13 protein-coding genes are annotated in these 15,898 nt (G+C 47.8%); 7 read left to right on the forward strand and 6 right to left on the reverse strand.

The window, feature by feature from the left end; genetic code table 11:
- Positions 1 to 32: 32 nt before the first annotated feature.
- Together ACYSNS_RS10635 and ACYSNS_RS10640 are read right to left on the reverse strand one after the other, a co-directional pair.
- Positions 33 to 1,268: a porin gene (locus tag ACYSNS_RS10635; RefSeq protein ID WP_461723136.1), complete on the reverse strand. Its 1,236-nt coding sequence runs from the start codon at positions 1,266 to 1,268 to the stop codon at positions 33 to 35.
- Positions 1,269 to 1,473: 205 nt separating this feature from the next.
- Positions 1,474 to 2,802: a histidine-type phosphatase gene (locus tag ACYSNS_RS10640; protein WP_461723137.1), complete on the reverse strand. Its 1,329-nt coding sequence runs from the start codon at positions 2,800 to 2,802 to the stop codon at positions 1,474 to 1,476.
- A 345-nt stretch (positions 2,803 to 3,147) separates the two neighbouring features.
- On the opposite strand from ACYSNS_RS10640, the gene ACYSNS_RS10645 reads away from it, so the two are divergent.
- Together ACYSNS_RS10645 and ACYSNS_RS10650 are read left to right on the forward strand one after the other, a co-directional pair.
- Positions 3,148 to 4,440: an NtaA/DmoA family FMN-dependent monooxygenase gene (locus ACYSNS_RS10645; RefSeq protein ID WP_461723138.1), complete on the forward strand. Its 1,293-nt coding sequence runs from the start codon at positions 3,148 to 3,150 to the stop codon at positions 4,438 to 4,440.
- Between the two features lie 81 nt (positions 4,441 to 4,521).
- Entirely contained in the window at positions 4,522 to 5,313 is a 792-nt protein-coding gene (locus ACYSNS_RS10650) for an IclR family transcriptional regulator (RefSeq protein ID WP_461723139.1), read from the forward strand.
- Here the strand turns inward: ACYSNS_RS10650 and ACYSNS_RS10655 are convergent.
- The gene (locus ACYSNS_RS10655; protein ID WP_461723240.1) at positions 5,310 to 6,119 is read right to left on the reverse strand and encodes an ABC transporter ATP-binding protein; all 810 of its coding nucleotides are present in this window, start codon (positions 6,117 to 6,119) and stop codon (positions 5,310 to 5,312) included. The two genes, ACYSNS_RS10650 and ACYSNS_RS10655, sit on opposite strands and share 4 nt — an antisense overlap.
- 140 nt (positions 6,120 to 6,259) lie before the next feature.
- Here ACYSNS_RS10655 and ACYSNS_RS10660 point away from each other — a divergent pair, with 140 nt between their 5' ends.
- From ACYSNS_RS10660 to ACYSNS_RS10680, 5 genes are all read left to right on the forward strand, one after another.
- Positions 6,260 to 7,141, forward strand: a complete 882-nt coding sequence (locus ACYSNS_RS10660; protein WP_461723140.1) for a siderophore-interacting protein — start codon at positions 6,260 to 6,262, stop codon at positions 7,139 to 7,141.
- 24 nt (positions 7,142 to 7,165) lie between these two features.
- Positions 7,166 to 8,134 (forward strand): Fe2+-enterobactin ABC transporter substrate-binding protein, encoded by a 969-nt coding sequence (gene fepB, locus ACYSNS_RS10665; RefSeq protein ID WP_461723141.1) that lies wholly within the window; start codon positions 7,166 to 7,168, stop codon positions 8,132 to 8,134.
- Between the two features lie 4 nt (positions 8,135 to 8,138).
- The gene (locus ACYSNS_RS10670; protein WP_461723142.1) at positions 8,139 to 9,170 is read left to right on the forward strand and encodes a FecCD family ABC transporter permease; all 1,032 of its coding nucleotides are present in this window, start codon (positions 8,139 to 8,141) and stop codon (positions 9,168 to 9,170) included.
- Entirely contained in the window at positions 9,167 to 10,201 is a 1,035-nt protein-coding gene (locus tag ACYSNS_RS10675; RefSeq protein ID WP_461723143.1) for a FecCD family ABC transporter permease, read from the forward strand. Before ACYSNS_RS10670 ends, ACYSNS_RS10675 begins: the two co-directional genes overlap by 4 nt.
- A gap of 203 nt (positions 10,202 to 10,404) precedes the next feature.
- Entirely contained in the window at positions 10,405 to 12,429 is a 2,025-nt protein-coding gene (locus ACYSNS_RS10680; RefSeq protein WP_461723241.1) for a TonB-dependent receptor, read from the forward strand.
- Between the two features lie 101 nt (positions 12,430 to 12,530).
- Here the strand turns inward: ACYSNS_RS10680 and ACYSNS_RS10685 are convergent, their stop codons facing one another.
- The 3 genes from ACYSNS_RS10685 to ACYSNS_RS10695 form a co-directional block, all read right to left on the reverse strand.
- The gene (locus tag ACYSNS_RS10685; protein WP_461723144.1) at positions 12,531 to 13,097 is read right to left on the reverse strand and encodes a DapH/DapD/GlmU-related protein; all 567 of its coding nucleotides are present in this window, start codon (positions 13,095 to 13,097) and stop codon (positions 12,531 to 12,533) included.
- A gap of 187 nt (positions 13,098 to 13,284) precedes the next feature.
- Positions 13,285 to 15,045 carry a M14 family metallopeptidase gene (locus ACYSNS_RS10690; RefSeq protein ID WP_461723145.1) on the reverse strand — a complete coding sequence of 587 codons (1,761 nt, stop codon included), beginning with the start codon at positions 15,043 to 15,045 and terminating at the stop codon, positions 13,285 to 13,287.
- Positions 15,045 to 15,896 (reverse strand): ABC transporter permease, encoded by an 852-nt coding sequence (locus ACYSNS_RS10695; protein WP_461723146.1) that lies wholly within the window; start codon positions 15,894 to 15,896, stop codon positions 15,045 to 15,047. The genes ACYSNS_RS10690 and ACYSNS_RS10695 overlap by 1 nt, the downstream gene beginning before the upstream one ends.
- Between the last annotated feature and the right edge of the window lie 2 nt (positions 15,897 to 15,898).

Consider the following 15,898-nt stretch of genomic DNA (forward strand, 5'->3'; position numbering starts at 1 on the left):
CAAAATCATGAGCAATTCTGGGTGGCATCGCTTCAGAAAGAGCGTTGTAGACGAACCATTCCGGTGAATGCATCACGGCCTTTTAAAGATTGGCGCACTTCATAGCTGCCATCAGCTGTTTTATAGCCATAATCATCATCCCAAGACATATAGGCGATTTCGGGAGTAAGTACCAAACCGGACGCGATTTTGTACTTCACGTTCGCTGCCGCCATCATTGTGCCGGCATCTTCATATGCGAGCTGAAAATTAAAAGATGATTTTTTGTTGAGGTCCAAGGTTCCACCGCCCCAAACAGCCCAGTCGCCCCCCCAATCACCATACATGCTGTTAATTTGGCGATAAATGCCAAAGCTTCTACGCCCATCAGAATGAATTTTCAGTCCTTTATTGCCATAGCTTTCGTCCACAGCGTAATAATCCTCAGCTGACTTATAAGCACCCATCAGCCACAATGACAACTTGTCAGTCACATTCATATTCAATCTAAGACGTGCGGCCCATTCTTCGTAATATGAATCATAGGCTGCAACGGTAGCAATAGAACCCCAACTACCTTCGTATTTCAGGCCCGCAACAATATTAGGAACGTAATTGTCTATACGCTGTCGGAGGTGATAGGCCTTGCTGACCCAAGGTGAGCCATTATCATCTAACTTGTAGTGATAGCCTTCGCCTTCGTCGCCAATACCTTGCTCAAGAGCAATGATACCGGATATGCCATGGTCACCGCTATAGGTGTAGCTGACTGCGTTTGTGCGATGGCTGGCGGGGCCCAATATATCGTCATTAAGCACTTCGCCATATTTATCGGTCCACTCATAAAAAGATGTTTCGACAAGCCCAACGCGAAAACCCTCGAGCTCGACATAACCCCGCCTGATTTGGCCGCTTGAACCATCCTTGCCGTTTTTCCATTCAGAGCGCAGGGTGATCAACGTGGTCATCGTTCCGAGATCGGTTTCTGCTTTGGTATGGAACTTCAATTCAGCTCTTGTTTTTGAACGATAGGAATCGGTTTTTTTGCCAAATACATCGTCGACGGTTTGCCCGCTGACATCATCGCCAACGCCGATTTCGTGGCGTACATATCCCGACATGTTCATACACGTCTCAGTGCCCGGAATATAGAAGTAGCCTTTGCCATAGGCTTCACAGACACGCACATATTCAACAGGTTCGGCGTCCAAAACGCTATTGGCAGCAAAAAGCGTTGATGACGAACACAAAAAGGCAATCGATCCTAAAAGGGAACGTTGAAAAATCATGGAGGACTCCAGTTTATTCTGAATAGCTGTCATTGACCCGAATTTGGGCAGCACAAATCCAATCCAGCTGAAGCAGTCAGCCGGTGGTGGAAGTCTCATGAAAATGAGATGGGAGAAACGATAGATAGGTCGCTTGATTTCGCTTCCTATCTATCTGTATTCATATCATTTTCTTGTTACAGTTTTTTTACGGGAAAGCGTCGGGTTATTTAAAAAGCACCACGCTGTCGGCTTTATCAGCAAGTTTATTTCGATAGGTATTTTCGTAGGTAGCTAGATCACACAGATCTGCCTTATCGGATAAGGTGCAGATGCTATTGGTATAATTTTGTGAAAGTATCGGGCTTTCTGGAGATAGGGGTGTCAATGAACGCCATTGGTCCAGTGAACGTGCCGCAAACGATAATTGCAAAGCATAGCGGCCATTCTTTAGGTTTTTATAGCGCTTGAATATCAACATGCCACCGGGTGGAATGTCATCAGCCGGATAATTTCCAAGTTTCCAACGAAAATCGGATATGGTTTGCACTTGGGAAATATTCGTGTCATGACCAACAAACACAACGAGCGGTGCCGATAGCTCGGGGTATTTCTGAACTGGCGAAAGCGGTGTACCTGCAACCAGGCTATCCAATATTTCACGCATTAGAATACTGCCACCATTAATGGCGATTTCCTGCGTATTGTTGATAATATCGTATTTGGCTGCATGCAAAGCCATGAGTTTCGCAACATCATCGGCATTTTTGACATGACCGAACGCAACCTGTGAAAGCGGCAAACCTTCGCTATATTGCAAGCGGATGGTTTCTGCGATCGAACTTCCAACCGAAACAGGGCCGCTCAATTTATATTTCCCGGGTTTGGTGTTTTTGAAACCCCACTTTTCATCGAGGAATTTACAATCTTCCGGGCCATCACCACAAACGGTCTGGCGCATCAGTGCCACGTCAGGAGCGTATTTTTTTGCCGCTTCTTCAGGCGAGCCGCCCATCGCGGTTAAAACTTCAATTTCAACTTTTTTAGGGTCTGGTTGTGACATTTCCAGATCAATGGCTTGAAAAAGCGGGTCATCTTTTTCGAGTGCTAAGTGCCCTACGTTGACGCCACAACCAGGAAACATGCCATCGGTCACTGCTTGCGCGGTAGCAACCGTCCGCTGTACCGGGCTCGCCCAAACAAACGCGTCTTTAGTTTGTGGGCAGGTATTGGAAAGGGACAGACCTTCGGCCCGCCATTTTTTCAACATATAGGCTGATTGCTGTATAATACCGGCATATCCGTGGCCCGTAAGGTTGCCGTCCGGTACGATCCACTCAGGCCATTTTTTACCTGTGCTTTCATTCAATTTGGCTGTTTCGGTTTGCGGGCGTACACCGTGGCGCATCAAAACGACGACTTTGTCCAGTTTATAATCGGCCATGCTGTCTTGAGCCGACGCCGGCGTTAGAGGCAAAGCGATTGCACTCAGCACAATAGCACAGGACGTAATTGTTGAACGGAAGGCATTGGGTGAAAAAAGCGATCTTGTCATCAGCATATTGTATGAATCTTTCAATTCTTCATCAGTCACGCGACCCAACTAAACAGTTATTATTTCAGTTTTTTGACACCTGAACGCATAATGCGCTGATCGGTGTTGAAAACAGGCTGCTAATAACACTGCTGCGACGATTGGTCATATGTGTAAAAAATTGCGAACGCTTGATAGAATCGGTCCAACTTGCAGCAAACTGCCGATGCAGTAAATTCTTGAAATTGCGCGATTCAAAGACCGACATATTCACTTTTGCTTGATACAAAGTGGAAGTGAATGCTAGGCCGCGGTGACAATTTAATGAAGCACACGGGATCAAACCGTGAGACGACGGGAAATAACATGAAGCAACTGCATATTGGCATGTCTTTAACGCCGACCTGGTTCAACGGTTCTGGTTGGCGGCGCGATGATAGCAATGTCGAAGCGATGTTTTCGTTGGACTTCTACACGGATATAGCCCGAAGAGCAGAAAAAGCCCATCTTGACTTCCTTTTCAGGGCAGATGCTCTTTTTCTGCCAGAACAAGGGGTTGCCAGCGGTCCATCTTTTATGAGCTTTGATGCTACAGTGCTTCTTGCTGCCCTTATTAGGGAAACAAAGCATATCGGTCTTTTGACAACTGTCTCAACCACGTTCGTTCCTCCCTATGTGCTGGCGCGGCAGATCCAATCAATGCATCAGTTGAGCCGCGGACGTGCCGGTTGGAACATAGTAACGGCACTCGGTGGCAACGAAAATTTCAGTCTTGATAGAATGCCTGCGTCGACTGATCGCTACGAGCACGCCGCCGAGGTCACGGATATTGTCAAAAAACTCTGGGCGAGTTTTCCTGAAGATGCTTTGATCGGGGATAGACGATCGGGTCAGTTTGCTGATGTGGATAGAATCAAACCGATCCAGCATAAGGGCAAATATCACCAGATTATGGGGCCGCTGAACCTCCCCGCGAGTGGAACGCAGATTCCTTTAATACAGGCGGGCGCATCGGACGCCGGGAAAGATTTTGCAGCATCGGTGGCCGACGCGGTGTTTGCCGCTACACCTGATAGAGAGATGGCGATAGAACTCCGAAATGATTTGCGTAGACGTGCTGTTACGCATGGACGATCCCCCGATGATATCCTTCTTTTGCCAGCCCTCAATCTCTATCTGGCGGATACGCGGCGGGAAGCTCAGGACTTATTCGAGGAAACGTTTAGAACATCTGACAATTCGCGAAAGCTCGCTTACATCAAGAAAACAGTTGGTATCGATCTCACCGATTGGCCGGCGGACAAACCTGTCACCCTTGCGGATTTACCAGAAGCGGAAGGTCAGGTGTTCAGTCAGACCCATACTATGTTATTGAAGAGGCTGATTGATCGACATAAACCGACCGTCGCCGAACTTCTCATGCGGCCGGAAGTTACGTCTGCTTCACATTGGCAAGTGATAGGAACCGTCGAAGATGCAGTGGATGTTATACGTGATTGGCATCAACATGGTGCGATAGATGGTTTTATTTGTACACCGGGCGGGTCTGTCAATTCGCTTGATATCGCATTGGATCAGTTAATGCCTGCTCTTGTTGATGCCAACCTACTTCGTCGCGACTATACCGCTTCCACCTTCATTGGACATCTTAAAAACTGAATGCTGGTAAGTTCGGCATTCGCCGATGACAGTCAGCGATGGTCGTGTTAGACAGAAAAAAATGGCGACGAGGAAACTATATTGGACGATTTGGACATATTTCAGTTGGAAGACGCAGAAGAAACCAATGAAAAGCGTTCGGCGACAATACAATCCGTGTCGATCGCCGCAGTCTTCATGAAAGTTCTTGCCAATGCTGAACGCGAGCTTGCGCTAGGCGAAGTGGCAAAACGTGCTCATACGACGGGTTCAAAGGCGCATCGCTATTTGCAAAGTCTTATCAAAGAGGGGCTTGCCAAGCAGGATAGGCTCAGTGGCCGATATAGCTTAGGGCCAACGGCTTTGAGTATCGGTATCAGCGCTTTGAAGCAAGTTGACGGTGTCGAGATAGCAGCACGCCATATGAAACAGCTCGCCGAGGAGACGACGATGAGTGGCGGCATAGCGATATGGACGGATCGCGGCCCTACACTCGTGCGGTGGTATCGAAGTGCTTTTTTTTCCGTAAATTCTTTGGCGCTGGGCGATGTGCTTCCGCTTGACAATACAGCCTGCGGCCTCGTGTTCCAGTCCTATCTCTCCGCTACAAAAGTTGATCTGGTGCGCAAGCTGCAACCCGCGCACTTTCGCGGACAAAAGCCCTGTACGGCTATCCTCGAGCAGATCAGAACAGATGGCTGGATGGAACTGACGAGCCATTTGTTGAAAAATGTAACGGGACAGGCCGCCCCCGTTTTTGATGCGCAGGGCGAAATCATCTGCGTTATGACGAATGTTGCCGATCTGGGAAAAATGCATAGCGAGCAGGAACGCCATATGCTTTATAATGAAGCGCTTAAGGTCAACCAACAGACAACCGGACAATCTTTTTAGCTTGCTTGCTTGCCTGTCTTGGATGCTTTTACCAACCCCGGAATGACCAAGGGACTGCTCGAGACGGGGTCTTCCATGATTGTCGCATCAAGTGCGAAAACCCTTTTGATAAGATCGGCAGTGATGATATTGGCAGGTTTTCCGCTCGCTTCTATTTTACCCTCACGCATGGCAATGATGTGGTTAGTATAACGGCTTGCCTGATTGAGGTCGTGGAGAACTGCTACAACAGTGCGTCCCTTCTTGTTGAGTTTACTGAATAGATCCATCAATTCGATCTGGTGCGCCAGATCAAGAAATGTTGTTGGCTCATCGAGCAGTAGAAGCGGCGTATCCTGTGCCAACACCATGGCAATCCAGACACGCTGGCTCTGTCCGCCCGATAATTCATTGATAGATCTTGCCGCAAGATTACTGATATTGGCGTCATCAAGTGCTCTATTGACGGCATTTTCGTCTTCCTCAGACCATTGTCTAAAAAAGCTTTGATAAGGAAAGCGGCCCCTTTCGACCAATGCGCGTACGCTTATTCCTTCCGGTGCCATCGACCTTTGCGGCAAAAGACCAAGGGTTTTGGCAACCTCGATGGACGGTTGTACAGATATTGATCGTCCGTCGAGAACAACTTGACCGGATTGTGGTTTCAATAAACGGGAAAGTGTTCGCAATAAAGTCGATTTCCCGCAGCCATTGGGGCCGATAATTGCGGTAAAGCTACCATCGGGGATGGTCACGGAAAGGTTTTTAAAGATCTCTTGTGGGCCATAATGGACTTCGAGATTCTTGGCGTAAAGGCGGCTTGTCATCATTATCGTCTCTCTGAGATAATTCGTATTGCATTGAGAAACGCATTCTGCAATATGAATTTTATAAAACATGATTATTATAATCATATTATAGTGTTTACACCTATAATATTCCTTTTGAAAATGATGGAGCCATTGCGATGGATCAAGAAAAGCCGAATATGTCCAACGTGGATATCGAGCGGGATGCTTCAGATGTTCTGGAACAAGACGATCATATGGACGGAATGGAACGTCTCGAATTGACGGTGCTTGACATTGTCCGACCATTTCCCGGCATTGCGCGCGTTAAGGGCAAGATTCATCCACGTCAACCCGAACTATGGCAGAAGCCGAATGTTGCGGTCAGGCTGGAGGTCGAAGAAGTCACTGGAAAACGGCCAATCTCTCGAGTTTATACCATCAGAAGCTACGATGTTTCGAAGAATATCGTCGAAATTGATTTCGTTCTCCATGAGGGAACAAGTCCTGCTATGCGGTGGTTAGGGCAGGCGACACCCGGCAGTACAATTATGATGGTCGGACCGCGTCCGCATTTCGTTCCAGATTATGCGCTTGGCAAGAAAGCTTTATTTTTTGCAGATGATACAGCAATACCTGCTATTTACTCCATTCTTCAACAATGGCCTGATAGTGCGAAAGGCATTATCCATATTGAATGTTCCGAACCGTCCTGTGCACGAGAATTGCCCGATATAAGCGGGGTGGAAAAAAACATTTATATCCGCCAGCCGAATGAACATGCTGGCCAAACCGGGTCGTTGGTCCGAGCTGCACAATCTGTAAATGATGCAGCCGACTATCAAATTTGGGTTGCTTGTGAGCGTGATGAAACACGGGCTATCCGAAAGCACTTTATGAAAGATTGCGGTGTTTCCAAGAATGACATCAAAGCCATAGGATATTGGCGTTATGGTGTCACGAGCAGTGAAATCGATGTGGTGCGGCTTGAATATTACAACAATTTGCGTGCTAAAGGCGAAGGTTTGAAAGAATTCGACGAATTCGATTTGCCCATCTGATAGCTTCGAAAAAGAGTTTTAAAAATGTCTCGTGCCTTTAGCAACATTTTAGTCGTTCTATCATCCATCACTTTTATCTATCTTTTTTCCGCCACTACGCAGGCCGCCGCAGAGGGCTGGCCTCGCACGATCTCGCATCAAAAAGGTGCATTGACCATAAAAGCCAAACCCTTGCGGATCGTCTCGACCTCTCCCAGTCTGACTGGCGTTCTCTTGGCTATAGACGCGCCGCTCATTGCCACGGCGGCTACGACTCCAAGCGCGTTGACCGATAGCAAAGGTTTTTTTACCCAATGGGCCAAGGTGGCCGATGAAAGGCACGTTGAAATTCTCTATAGCAATTTGCAATTCGATCTCGAGGCGATCATTGCATTGCAACCCGATCTTGTCATTGGTTCATCAACGGGTGCCGATAGCATCCTGGACTTTTATGGGGAACTCCAAGCCCAGCAGATACCAACCATTGTCATCAATTATGCCCAAGGCGGCTGGCAGGATCTTGCGCGTATGCTTGGAAGAGCAACCGGGCTTGAAAAACACGCTGAAGCCGCAATAACACAATTCGATCAGACAATGGTGCAGGCAGCACAGAAACTGAATGTGCATAAAAGCGACGTCACCATTGTAGGATACAATATTGGGGGCAGTTATTCCATCGGTAAACCGGAAAGCCCGCAGGCTGAGATCCTGACTGGTCTGGGTTTTAACGTTCTGGGTTTGCCGCAATCGATGAAAAATACCGTTTCACGAAGTTCGGATTTTGATTTCATCTCGCATGAAAACCTTTCCTCCGCCATTGATGGCAAGAGCGTTTTTCTCATGCGTGGCACAAATAACGATGTTGCTTCTTTCCTTGCTGATCCGGTTTTGCAAAATCTACCCGCGGTCAAAAGCAAACACGTTTATCCGCTTGGTCTGTCCTCATTCCGCATCGATTATTACTCGGGGCTGCAGATGATTTATGAGATCTTGGCGCATTATCAAGAGCAATAAGCACATGGCATCGGCGACCGAGATAACGACAACGCGTACTTTTCGTTTGCCTATCGTGGCGGCGTCTTTGGTTTTGCTGTTAATGTTGCTATGTATCTCGAGCCTTTTTATCGGTTCGCGCGCTATATCATTCATGGAAACGATCAGCGCGTTTTTTCATACGGACAGAACCAACAACGCACATCTTGTGATTATGGAGTTGCGTTTACCGCGCACATTTATCGCAGTATTGGCAGGTATGGCACTGGGTATTGCCGGTGTTGTCATTCAGGCGATGACACGCAATCCATTGGCCGAGCCCGGCATCATAGGCATCAATGCGGGCGCAGCATTGTGCGTGCTGATTGCAGTGTCTGTTTTCCAAGTCGCATCGATTACAATCTATCTATGGTTTGGTTTTTTGGGGGCGGGGCTTGCGGCGTTGACTGTGCTTTTGCTCAGCCGTTCGATTGGGCGCTATCGTAGTCCGTTACATCTTATCTTGTCTGGCATAGGCGTAACAATTGTATTGTCATCGCTCACCGGTCTTCTCTTGATCAATAGTTCACCCATTATATTGGACCAGTTCCGCTATTGGTCCGCTGGAAGTGTCGATGGTCGCGGCTATGATGTTCTTTGGGGCCTCATACCGTGTACAGTCCTTGGTCTATTGGCCAGTGGACCGCTTGGCCGCCAGTTGAATATGATCGCATTGGGGGATGATGTCGCACAATCGCTTGGCCTTAATCCGCGATTTGTATGGGTATTGGCATTTGGTATTATTGTTTTGCAAGCAGGCAGCGCGACGGCAGCAGTGGGACCTATCAGCTTTGTTGGGCTCGTCGCACCACATTTGGCAAGAATGCTTTGCGGCGGCGACTACCGATGGCTTTTGCCGGTCTCAGCTGTGCTGGCCGGGATTCTTTTATTATTGGCGGACATGATCGGACGGTTCATAGCGCTGCCCAATGAGGTACCGGCAGGTATTGTCGCTTTACTGCTTGGAGGGCCGTTTTTTGTTTTTGTCGTCAGGCATTATCATGCGGGGAAACAATGAGGCGCGCTTATGTTATGACGTGGCGTTATCGTCGTTTATCTTTACGTATTGATGGCCGCTGTCTTGCCGTGGGCTTGATTCTATCGGCGTGTGTTGTTGTGGCAATGCTGGTGCATCTGAAAAGCGGAACATTAAATCTCTCTTATGCAGATATGTGGGCGTCTTTTACCGGTGCGGAAATGGATCCTGTTTTGGAGAGGATATTATGGCGGCTAAGGCTGCCACGCGTCATCACGGCGGTGTTTGTTGGCGCCTGCCTTGGGTTGGCAGGTGCTGTTTTTCAGTCAGTATCACGCAATCCCCTTGGCTCACCCGATATCCTTGGATTCACGACAGGCGCCGCTACCGGTGCTATCCTGCAGATCATCGTGTTGAACGCTGGACCTTGGCAAACTGTGGCCGCTGCTATCTTAAGCGGCTTGATGACATCGGTGATCATTTTTCTTTTGTCATTAAAACGAGGTGAAGCTGGAAATATCTACCGTTTTATTCTGACAGGCATCGGTGTTGGTGCAACGCTCGCCGGCATCAACACCATATTGCTGGTGATGGGTGATCTTGATCAAGCTGCCAATGCTCAATTGTGGCTTTCAGGTTCGCTGAATGTCAGGACAGTACAGCATGCGCTGCTTATCAGTTTTGTTTTCATTCTGATTGCCCCGATCATACTCAGCCAGCAACATACGCTTTCACTCATGGAAATGGGAGATGATATCGCACGGCAACTGGGCGCTCGTTTACAGCGTACCCGCATGATTGCCATTATCGGTGCCATCATATTGACTGCCGGTGCGACCGCCGTGGCAGGACCTATCGCCTTTGTAGCGCTTGCTGCGCCACAATTGACCAAAAGGCTCACACGCGTATCGTCAACGCCGCTTTTTGTCAGTGCGCTTATGGGGGCCTTCCTACTGGTTGGGGCAGACCTTCTGGCTCTTAATATGCCGTTCAACTTTAAAATGCCGATAGGGCTGATAACCGGGTTCCTTGGAGGCGCTTACCTATTGTGGCTGCTTGCCCGCAAAGCCTGATGGAATAATCGACAAGATTCCGCATGGCATAAACTTGTTTGGCTAAATATTCTGCATAAAGATATTAATTTCATATTGCAGAATCTAAAAAGACTCACTAATGAATAACTTGATTTAATTTGTCATGTTTAGTGAGAGGGATCATGAAACGACATCATCATTGGGGACTTATGGCTGGCGCGAGTATTTTTACGCTAGTCACAATGGGGCTTTCACCATTGAAGGCTCAGGATTCAAACGATAATAAAACGGCACAGAATGTTTTGGCACCGGTTATCATTACTGGGGAAAAGATTAACCGCGATATCCGCAATACAGCCTCGTCCGTGACGGTGATTTCCGATGAAGATATCCGGACTTGGAATACGGGTGACTCCTCGGTTCACGAGGTGATTAACGGGACACCCAATGTCATCTATACCGATACTGTTTCCGCTCCAATCATCCGTGGGCAAGATACACAAGGGCCAAACAATGGTCAGAATGTATTCTGGGGTGGTACGGTACCCCGCGCTTCTATGAACATTGATGGCCATTATGCCAATTACTACGAGCTTTTCTTTGGTGGTACCGGTATCTGGGACGTCAAGAGTATTGAAGTTTTCAAAGGCCCGCAGACGACATCTCAGGGTGCCAATGCCATAGCCGGCGCTGTCATCATCAACACGAAGGATCCGACATTTACGCCGGAAGCAGCCTACCAGGCAGAAATTGGAAATTATAGCCAGAAACGAACATCGTTGATGGCGTCTGGCCCAATTTACAAAAATGAATTGGCGGGCCGTATCACTTTGGACTATTCGGCGCGTGATACGTTTATTGATTACGTCAATCCCAATTTTCTTGATCAGGGCACCAACCAGAATCTGCGTTATCTGAACGCCCGCGGCAAGCTTCTGTGGCAACCGGCTGAAATACCGGAGTTGGAAGCAAAGTTGACCTATTCGCGCACCGACAGCAATCGACCAACGCAGGAAGCGGCTTCCATGCCGTTTGATAAACTTGAACATACCAGCAACGCCATGCCATCATGGAAGCAGAATACCGATACTGGAATATTGGATGTCAGCTACGAGTTTGACAATGGCAGCAAACTTTACAATACGGTGCAATATTCGCATTTCAATATTACGCGTAATACCGGTACGCCCAATAGTGGCTATTCGGATGTTACGCAGAATAATATCTCTAATGAAACCCGCATGACATTCGGAACACAGGAAGATATAATCAGCGGCGTTACGGGTCTATTTTACAACAACACAAAGTCCGACGAATTGCTGCTTTTATCGGGCACGACCGAATTCGATGACACCAAGCGTAATTTCGGCATTTTCGGTGAGATGAGCTATCGGCTGACAGAGCTTTGGACGCTCACAGGTGGTTTGCGCTACCAGCAAGATCAGGTTCAGCGCGTCGGTAAATCCGCACTTGCACCGACACCTCTTGATTATGACGAAACCTTTTCAGCATTTCTGCCGAAAGTCTCTCTGGCATATGCTATCAATCCGGACTGGACGGTTGGCGCATTGGTCAGCCGCGGATATAATCCGGGTGGTGTTTCTCTCAATCTGAATTCGCGCAGTTGGATGAAGTTCGAGGAAGAAACGGTATGGAATTATGAGCTTTTCACCCGCGCTTCATTTCTTGATAACAAGCTGACGCTCAACAGCAACATCTTCTACATGGATTTCAAAAATAACCAGTATAATATTCCGGTTGTCATATCACCCGGTGTTGCCCAATCCTATACTATCAATGCTGAAAAGGCGCACTCCTACGGCCTCGAACTCGGATTGGATTATGAGATATTGTACAATCTTTTGCTGAAAACAAGCGCCGGTATCTTACGGACAGAGATTGAAGAGATTGCAAGCAATGTCGCCTATGAAGGAAATGAATTCGCGAAGTCACCGGGCTATATGTTCACGGCAGGTTTAAACTGGGACGTGACCGACAAGTTCAGCATTTCTGGTGATGTAAGGCATTTGGATAAATATTATTCGGATGTAGCCAATACACCATCATTTGTCATTGATGCATATACCATATCGGACCTGCGGATGAGTTATGACTTTACCGAAGCATTCCAGCTTTACGGTTTTGTCAAAAATGTCTTTGATGAAAAAGTGCCGACCTACAAGCAGATGAATCGCGGGCTTGGTGGCATTGAAGCCAGCATGACAATGCCGCGTTCGTTTGGCGTCGGCGTAAGAGGTACGTTCTGATTTTTACCAAAACCGTCACTGGGCAATTCTTTGTCCAGTGACCGCTTGCATATAAAATATGACGGCGCGTTATAAACCATAACGGCGAAAATGCGGTGTGCCTAACCCCATTTGCTACAGAATGCGTCCATATCTTCTGATTGGAAATCCGTGATATTGTCCATAAGCTTTTTTAACGGCCAATCCCACCATGCAATTTTTTGCAGATTGTCTGCTATCCCTAAGGGAAAACGCTGACGGATCAATTTTGCGGGCACGCCCCCGACAATCGTATAAGGGGCAACAGATTTCGTAACGACGGCGCCTGCTGCCAAAACGGCTCCGTCGCCAACCGTTACACCCGGCAAAACGGTAACGCCATGCCCTATCCACACATCATTGCCGATGAAGACTTTCGCTTGTCGACGCTTTGAAAAGAAAGCATGGTCACGTTCAGCTTCCGTGTCATAATATTCCGGGCAATAGGTAAAACGGTGTTGCGATAGGCGCTGCATCGGATGGTTGGGCGCACCAATGCGCACCTGATTGGCAATTGCAGTAAATTTTCCTATTTCGGCATCCGCTACATTGCAATATTCACCAATGTAAGAAAAATCTCCTAGTTGGCTGTATTCTAATTTCGTATGCGCCAATATTTCGCATTGTTGACCGATCGCGCATTCGCGCATTTTCACGCTTGAATCAATAAAGGTTTCTTGTAGTTTTGCGTACGCTACCAATTTTTTCACCGCTTTAACAATTGTATGAAAGTACTTCCCAATCGTTTAACGCGGATAAATGACAGTGGAATGTCAATAATTTAACAGAATCCTCTGTCATGAAACCAAAGCTTGTCTTCGGCTTGCGCTCACGTCATCAAACAATGACGTCTTTTTGCAATTTTTTACCGTAGATACTCTGCCAAGCCGTGTAGGCTGAAACTACTGTGATTTTTTGAAGCTCTTGTCCCAAACGGAAATCCCCGTCATAGATCGTTTCATCGGGATGTTCGGTGATCAATTCCACACAAAAATCTGCGTTGGGATAGCATGTAAAGCTGCAAGGTATACCGTTGATAATTTCAAAATCGAGTTCGCCAGCATGTTTACGATAAAGCGCAACCTGCTCTTCGTTCAAAGCGGCGGCGCCATCGACACTATTCAATGCTTGCGTCACTTCGTGCGCCAGTTCGCGGGATGCATCTTCCCAACCCTGTTTAAACCGAAAGACAACAAAAAAACCTTTCGGTAATGTCCATAACGCAAAATTTCGCGGAATATAGCCTGACAACGGTCTTATCCATTCATGGCATGGATAGCCGTGCAAATTGACGTGAAGCGCAGCTGAGGAGATGTCTTTGGCTTTTATGCGAATGGCGCGTTCTGCTGGAGCGCTGTCAGGGGTATTCTGTAAATCATTGCCATAGGCTGTGTAACGGGCCGCATGGTGCATATGGTGAGGATTATCTGCAAGCAAACGCAGATAAAGGGCATTCCCATCAGGGTTTTCCAACGGTGAAATGACAAAATGCGCATCGTCCTTTTTAAGGAGAGTATTTGCTGCTGACAAGGCCCCGGCGGTACCGGTCGTTTCATTGCCATGTTGGCAGCCACTGATGACAACGGCATGGTTGCTGCCTTTTATATAACGTGCTTCAACGTCGCGGCCACAGCGACTTTGTGCTTCCAACCTTATGCCGCCAATTGAAGCCAATGTTGCACTGATAAAGGCTTGGTCTAGCGGGCCTATTGTGTCAGAACATTGCGATGAAACGATGTTGGCGGGCCGCCTATCCAAACCGTGCAACGCGATTGTTATGTGACACTCGCCGTCCGTTGATTTTTTGATGAATGGCGCAATTTGGCCGGGCTGGATGCTTCTATCGCCGGAGGGAAGATCGCTGACGCTTTGAAAGTATTCAAGCAATGAAAAATAGAATTCTTCATGCAGCATTTCTTGAAAGCTTACGACCTCGTGGCCGTAGCCAAGCGGTACTTCGCACTGCGGCAGATAAGCTTCAATGCGCAGTTCTTCAAAGTAAGGCAGATGATCTGGGAGCGGCAGAGCGGTAATTGCCTGCATACCATCTTGAAACATCTGTTCGAACTCGGTTTGGATAGCCCTGTCTTCCTTCACTAATCCCTTATCAATCACACGCAACCAACCGCATGGCGTTAGAGCGGTTTGGCCGCCCCAATCTTTGATGATCTTGTTGGGGCAAAACACTGTATGGTGGCTGATGCTGCCATCTTTCTCGTGCAGCTCTATCTCATAATCCAAATTGTTTCGGCCAGCCTCAAAATCCAATGCAATACCGTCCAAGAGTGCCGTTAAGGGATAGGCTTCCAATCGAAAGCGATTTTCAACGGCATCGGGGTGTACTGGATATTTGACCTTCACTTGAGATAGAGTGCCAATGTCACATTGCTCACGAAAAAACTGCACAAGAGGTTTGATCGCACTGAGAAACGTAACGTCAAATCCTTTGTCACGCATTGTTTCCTGCGCTTTTTTCCGGCTTTTTTCGTCGTCAAACAACCACAGAGCAATCGATTGCGAGCGGTCATAGTGCTGCTCAATGGTTGCACACCATTCATCGAGACTGCGGGCATAGGCTTTCTGCAAAACATGGCGCATCAGCGTGTCCTTCCACGCGGGTCGAGAATATCGCGGAGCCAGTCACCGAGAAGATTTAATCCCAATACCGTCAGGAGAATTGCCAGACCGGGAAATACACTGATCCACCAAGCTGTTTGTAGGTAGGTGCGCCCATCGGCAAGCATTCCGCCCCAGCTTGCCGTTTTGAGATCAACCCCCATACCGAGGAATGTGAGGCTGCTTTCCAGAAGGATATTATTGGCCACATTCAAAGTCATCAAAACAATAACCGGACCAAGTAAATTCGGTAATATATGATGGAGGATAATCCTTACATTTGAAACGCCGATAGCGCGCGCTGAAAGGATGAATTCCTGATCATTGAGAGCAAGAACCGAGCCGCGCACGAGCCGTGCATACTGCACCCACTGCGAAACAACCAAAAGGATGATTGTCTGCCAAAAGCCGCCGCCAATGATCGCCATGAATGTAATCGCCAGCAATATGAAGGGCAGGGCTAATTGTACATCGGCAAACCGCATGACAAACATATCGCAAAATCCGCGATAATATCCTGCAATAAGCCCAAAAAAGACACCCAGCGCCAATGATGCTATGACCGAATAAAAACCGATCTGTAACGATATCGACCCGCCGACGAGAACGCGGGCAAGTACGTCGCGCCCGATGGCGTCAGTGCCCAATATGTGTTTGGCCTGTTCAAAAGGGGCAAACAGACGGCTTGTCAGGTTCAGTTTTCCCGCCTGATCCTGCATAAATAAACAGGCAAAAACAACCGCAAGAATGATGCCGCCAATAAGCACAATACCTAAAATAAACTCTAGCGAGCGCAGTGCTGCAAAGCGATTTGAGCGAACCACATTTTCCATGA

It is taken from the genome of Bartonella sp. LJL80 (assembly GCF_054871565.1).

What these genes read in the sequence shown, in the direction of transcription:
- ACYSNS_RS10635 (WP_461723136.1), bottom strand. Translation starts at nt 1,268, where the DNA reads ATGATTTTTCAACGTTCCCTTTTAGGATCGATTGCCTTTTTGTGTTCG.
- ACYSNS_RS10640 (WP_461723137.1), bottom strand. Translation starts at nt 2,802, where the DNA reads ATGACAAGATCGCTTTTTTCACCCAATGCCTTCCGTTCAACAATTACG.
- ACYSNS_RS10645 (WP_461723138.1), top strand. Translation starts at nt 3,148, where the DNA reads ATGAAGCAACTGCATATTGGCATGTCTTTAACGCCGACCTGGTTCAAC.
- ACYSNS_RS10655 (WP_461723240.1), bottom strand. Translation starts at nt 6,119, where the DNA reads ATGACAAGCCGCCTTTACGCCAAGAATCTCGAAGTCCATTATGGCCCA.
- ACYSNS_RS10660 (WP_461723140.1), top strand. Translation starts at nt 6,260, where the DNA reads ATGGATCAAGAAAAGCCGAATATGTCCAACGTGGATATCGAGCGGGAT.
- fepB (WP_461723141.1), top strand. Translation starts at nt 7,166, where the DNA reads ATGTCTCGTGCCTTTAGCAACATTTTAGTCGTTCTATCATCCATCACT.
- ACYSNS_RS10670 (WP_461723142.1), top strand. Translation starts at nt 8,139, where the DNA reads ATGGCATCGGCGACCGAGATAACGACAACGCGTACTTTTCGTTTGCCT.
- ACYSNS_RS10675 (WP_461723143.1), top strand. Translation starts at nt 9,167, where the DNA reads ATGAGGCGCGCTTATGTTATGACGTGGCGTTATCGTCGTTTATCTTTA.
- ACYSNS_RS10680 (WP_461723241.1), top strand. Translation starts at nt 10,405, where the DNA reads ATGGGGCTTTCACCATTGAAGGCTCAGGATTCAAACGATAATAAAACG.
- ACYSNS_RS10685 (WP_461723144.1), bottom strand. Translation starts at nt 13,097, where the DNA reads ATGCGCGAATGCGCGATCGGTCAACAATGCGAAATATTGGCGCATACG.
- ACYSNS_RS10690 (WP_461723145.1), bottom strand. Translation starts at nt 15,045, where the DNA reads ATGCGCCATGTTTTGCAGAAAGCCTATGCCCGCAGTCTCGATGAATGG.
- ACYSNS_RS10695 (WP_461723146.1), bottom strand. Translation starts at nt 15,896, where the DNA reads ATGGAAAATGTGGTTCGCTCAAATCGCTTTGCAGCACTGCGCTCGCTA.